Raw genomic sequence first — 4,786 nt, forward strand, 5'->3', positions numbered from 1 at the left:
GATTGTAAAGAGCCATCAAGGCGTAACAGCTGCAGCGGATGCGCACGGTCGGCAACGGTAATGCCGGCATCGGCCAGGCGCGCGATGACAAAGGCAGTTGCCTGCTCGATCCACAATTGCACCGAATCTTCGGCGGCATCAAGCACCTCGGCAATGACAGAAGGAGTGATCCCATCGAGTTCGGCAAGCAGCAGCGCCCGACGCCAAGACACAGGTAGCACCTTGAGCATGTCAGTTAGGCAGGCTGCTTCGCTGATGGCTTCCTGCGCCACTTTTTCGGCATCAGTTGCCGTTTCGCTCTCAAGTGACGCCGCTGTTTCGTCTCCGGCCGGCAAGATGTCGGCCAGACGGAGGCTGTCATCTGGCTGGTAGTACTCATAGATTTCTTCTTCCACCATCGCTTCGGCCTGGTCCTCGGCGTCTGCCGGAACCGGGACATCCAACGATACGCTTTCGCCGAACTGACGGCTCGCTGCCACTTCGCGGTCAATGACCTTGAACAGGTTCTTTATTAGTTGCCGATACACCGCATCCTGAGTTTTGCCCAGTTGCCAGGCGACTTCGGTCTCTGCGATCGCTTGGTCAACGACATCGGCAAGCGTTGGGTAGTCGGCCGGCAAGTCACCGACGGCACGCAGATAAGCCAATTCGCGTCGGGCTACCGTTTCGAGGCGCGCTTTCAAGGGCTCGATGCCCTTCTGTGCCACTTCGATCGTGGCAGACGGCAGGGCGTCGAGCTGCGCCTTGAGGGCGCGCAGACGCTCACGCCGACTATGCCGTTTGTACTCATGCTGATGTCGCAACCGATCGAAGTGCTTCTTGCTTTCGCGGAACAAGATCTTCATGGCATTTTGGCTGGCCATATCAACGTCCTTGCCCTCCGCATGGGCGGTGACGATTTTCTTGCCCGTCAGGTGCATGTGCAGTTTGACCGTGAAGGATTTTTCGCCGCGCTTGCGCTTCTCCAAAGTGGCATGGAGCACGGTGTCACTCGCCCCATGTTTTTGCAGTAGGGGGAGGATCTGCTTGGCAGCGAGCGCTTCGAGGAGCGCGGGCCAGCGATGCCTGATCTCGTCGCCAACACCCTCAAAATAAGTCTGTATTTTCATGTTCTTCTTCCTTTTAAATGAATCTTTGAGCCTGTCAAGTTGTTTGTGTAAGTGGTGGTCTCCGGGGGTTGGTTTAGAGGTAGGGGTTGATGCGGTCGGGGTAGGCGATGGCGAGTTGAGCCAGGGCCTGTTTCCAGTTCGTGGTCACCTGTCCTTCGACGAGGCGGCCTTCAGCGTTGCGCTTGGCTCCTCGGGGTCGTCCTTTCTCCTTGGCCCGGTCACGGGCTCGTTTGTCCTCGATGTTGCAGATCGCCAACCACAGCAGCTTGACCGCGGCGTCATCGGAAGGAAAGTGGCCTCGGTTCTTGGTGACCTTCCGCAGTTGGTAGTTCAGCGACTCAATCGCGTTTGTGGTGTAGATCACCCTGCGCAGCATCGGCGGGAACGCGAGGAACGGGATGAACTTCGTCCAGGCGTCCTCGAAGACCCGGACCGTGTTCGGGTTGCCCTTGCCCAGCGGCGAGGCGGAGAACTCGTCCAGCGCCGCCCTCGCGGCGTCGGCGTCAGCGGCCTGGTAGACAGGCTTCAACGCTGCCGCGACGGCTTTGCGGTCCTTGTAGGACACGAACCGCATCGCCGCGCGGATCAGGTGGACCACACAGGTCTGGACCGTCGATTCGGGCCAGGTGGCCTCGATCGCCTCGGGGAACCCGGTCAGCCCGTCGCAGCACACGATCAACACGTCCTTGACGCCCCGGTTCGCGAGCTGTGCACACACCCCGGCCCAGAACTTCGCCCCTTCCGTGGCCTGGATCCAGATCCCCAGCACGTGCTTGATGCCGTCCATGTCGACACCGACGGCGATGTGGGCGGCCTTGTTCCGCACGTGGGCCCCGTCGCGGATCTTCACCATGATCGCGTCGAGGTAGATCACCGGATAGAACGAGTCCAGCGGTCGCTGCTGCCAGGCCAGGACCTCGTCGGTGATCTTCGAGATCGTCTCGCGGCTGATCTCAGTGCCGACCGTGGAGACCAGATGGTGCTCGATGTCACGCACCGTCATCCCGCCGGCGTAGAGGCTGATGATCATGTCATCAAGCCCTGAAAGGCGCCTGGAGCCCTTCGGCACCAGCATCGGGGTGAACGTTCCATCCCGGTCCCTTGGGATCGCCAGCTCGACGTCGCCGGCGCTGGTCGAGACCTCCTTGGAGAAGGAGCCGTTGCGTGAGTTCGGGAACGCGGGCGCTTCCGCGGAGCCCTTGTCGTAGCCGACGTGCTCGGTCAGTTCAGCCTGCAGGCCCCGTTCCAAGCCGGCCTTGATCAGCTGCTGGATCTGCCCGTCCTTGCCCTCGAGCTGGACCTCACCGGCATCGATGCGGGCATACAGGTCATCCAGCGCACCGGAGGCCTCCAGCGCGGCGACGCCTTCCCTCTGGGCACGTCGCCGGTCTTCACGGTCTTCCTTGGTGGTCATGGTCATCAGTGTGTCTGCTTCCTTGTCAGGAGCCACCCCTTACACAAACCATCTGACACCCTCAATCCGCTGAGCATGAGCCAGATCTCGCCGCGAATTTCCTTACGCAGGCGCCAGGCGGCAAACACCTCCGCCCAGCCAGTCAGCATCGACCATACGGCGATACTGGTCCACAGGAAGATTGCCAGCACCCAGGTCGCCACCAAGGGAACGACCAGGACCACGATCCCGGTAACGATCCCCACGACACCACGGAAGGCGAACCAACCCCAGCGTCTGCCGCGACGAATCTTGCGCACCGCCGCGAGCAGTGAAAACCCGCCATCAACCAGCGAAAAGGCGCCGTAGACCAGGGTCAGCGCCAGCAGTGCCTCGGCCGGCATCAGAAAGGCGAGTACCGCCAAATACCAGCGCCAGCACGCCACGCAGCACGAAGGCCCACCAGTTTCTGCTCATCGAGCACAGGGTGTCGCCACCTTGCCCGATCGTCTGTGTTCCGCTCATCGTCGTCTCCTGTTGGCTCATTTGCCGCCATGCTGGCGGGATTTGTCAGCATCGGTTTGCGGCAACGATCCATCCTCTTTGTGATCGAACAGCGAGCGAAAGGTAGCCATGATGTCATCGAAAAAACCCTTGCCGGACTGGCCAGATTTAGCTTTTTCCTTGACCGACTTGATCTGGTCGTAAATATCCTTGAAGTCCTTCTTCATGCGACCGTACCCGAGCAACTCCGCCATTTCGAGCTGTTTGCGCGCGTCATCGAGCAGAGCGCCCAAGCGCTTGTCTTCCTCCGCGCTGCGATCGGATTTCTCCACCAGGGACTCGGCCTCCTTCAACATGGCGCGGGCACGCTCCACCGGTAGCGGAATGACCACGCTGCTGGATACAAGCGTACCCAGCACCGCCTGCAAGGCTGCCTTGGCCTCGTCGATCTTGCCCTGATCGATCAGGGGGGCAACGGCGCTGATGGCTTTGGGATACGTGGCCAAGGGAAGACTCGTGGTCGTGATCACGATCTCGCTGGCCACGCCGGAGAGCAGGTGTCTGGCCTTTTGCACCTCGCCGTACTTAAGAGCGTTTTCGGCCTCATCCAAGATGGCCTCGATGGTGTCCGTGCCGGCAAAAATGTCGTGAACCACGGTTTGCACGTCCACTGGCGCCAAGGCCAACCTCGGTCTCCGGGCAAGAAGCAGCTCCAGCTTTCCGGTGACCTGTGCCAAGGCATCCAGGGCCTTCGTCGTGTCCTTTTCGTCCAATGCCGCCAGGGCATTCTTGGTCTCGGTCAGCGCGGTGACCGCCTCGCCGATCGTCTGCCTGCGTTTCTCGGCAGTCTTGCCCTCGACCACCTGATCCACGGCGGGTTGCACCGCCTCCACCATAGCGGATTTGGGCTCGGCGCCGGCGACTTCACTTGCGTTCCCGCTGGCTTGATCCAAAGTGTTTTCGGTTACTTCCTTGTCGCTCATTTCTGATACTCCTCAACATTAGTTGGATGAGCGCCGGCAACCCTTGCCGCCAGCGCCTATCCATTTCATAAGAGACTTACATCAAGTCCGACAATTGCTGCTTGATCTTGTCGAACCAGCCCTTGCCGCTCTTGCCGTCTGCAGTTTTTTCCCTCGATCTGATAATCCTTTGCTTCCTTGATGACGGCCTTGATGGTATCGAGCTTCGCTATCAGGTCAAAGGTGATGACCTCGACGTCCACCGGCGCCAACGCCAGTTTCGGATCACGCGCCAGAATCAGCTCCAGCTTGCCGGTCACCCTTTCCAACGCAGCCAAGGCCTCGTCGGCCTTCTTCTCATCGAGCAGCTTCAAGGCATTCCTGGTCTCGGCTACCGCGGCGATCGCGTCGGCGGTGATCTTCTTGCGCTTTTCCGCGGCCTGCTCCGTTGCCTTCGCATCCACCTGTGGCTGGACCGATTTGCCCACCTCGGTCTGTTCCTGCGGCTTGTGTGGCAGCGCAGTGTCTTGGGCAAAGGCCGGCGACGAGGCAATCAAGCCCAGACTCAGCAGGGCGGCGTAAAGTGTCTATTGGTTCATGATATTCATTACCATCCTCTCTTTGCTCAATTGAACGGTTTATTTCTCACCAGCGCTTGTTAGGACTCGATCGCAATCGTTCGTCCCGCTTGGGGTGAACGCAGCTCGCGCTTGTCCATCGTGATGGTAGCACACCATTCTTGAAATTGGCCTTGATGGAGTCCTGATTGGCATCGCCGGGCAGGTTCAGCGCACGCTGAAAACTGGCTCTTTACAATC

The 4,786-nt window shown here is 59.9% G+C and carries 5 protein-coding genes and 1 pseudogene; all 6 read right to left on the reverse strand.

Going from position 1 to position 4,786, the window contains the following annotated elements; genetic code table 11:
* Nucleotides 1–1,109: hypothetical protein (locus KVA01_RS12445; RefSeq protein ID WP_141270559.1), on the reverse strand; the 1,109-nt coding region annotated here is incomplete at its 3' end.
* 73 nt (nt 1,110–1,182) lie between these two features.
* The gene (locus tag KVA01_RS12450; protein ID WP_141270561.1) at nt 1,183–2,523 is read right to left on the reverse strand and encodes an IS256 family transposase; all 1,341 of its coding nucleotides are present in this window, start codon (nt 2,521–2,523) and stop codon (nt 1,183–1,185) included.
* 5 nt (nt 2,524–2,528) lie between these two features.
* Entirely contained in the window at nt 2,529–2,948 is a 420-nt protein-coding gene (locus tag KVA01_RS12455; protein WP_443093547.1) for a DUF308 domain-containing protein, read from the reverse strand.
* A 96-nt stretch (nt 2,949–3,044) separates the two neighbouring features.
* Nucleotides 3,045–3,989 carry a YfdX family protein gene (locus KVA01_RS12460; protein WP_082810366.1) on the reverse strand — a complete coding sequence of 315 codons (945 nt, stop codon included), beginning with the start codon at nt 3,987–3,989 and terminating at the stop codon, nt 3,045–3,047.
* Nucleotides 3,990–4,054: 65 nt separating this feature from the next.
* Nucleotides 4,055–4,525: a YfdX family protein gene (locus KVA01_RS12465; protein WP_170221174.1), complete on the reverse strand. Its 471-nt coding sequence runs from the start codon at nt 4,523–4,525 to the stop codon at nt 4,055–4,057.
* 88 nt (nt 4,526–4,613) lie between these two features.
* Nucleotides 4,614–4,763 (reverse strand): annotated as a pseudogene (locus KVA01_RS12470) (Hsp20/alpha crystallin family protein); the annotation flags it as partial.
* Nucleotides 4,764–4,786 lie beyond the last annotated feature (23 nt).

Source organism: Kocuria varians (assembly GCF_006539885.1).
Taxonomy (GTDB): domain Bacteria; phylum Actinomycetota; class Actinomycetes; order Actinomycetales; family Micrococcaceae; genus Kocuria; species Kocuria varians.

What these genes read in the sequence shown, in the direction of transcription:
- KVA01_RS12450 (WP_141270561.1), bottom strand. Translation starts at nt 2,523, where the DNA reads ATGACCACCAAGGAAGACCGTGAAGACCGGCGACGTGCCCAGAGGGAA.
- KVA01_RS12460 (WP_082810366.1), bottom strand. Translation starts at nt 3,989, where the DNA reads ATGAGCGACAAGGAAGTAACCGAAAACACTTTGGATCAAGCCAGCGGG.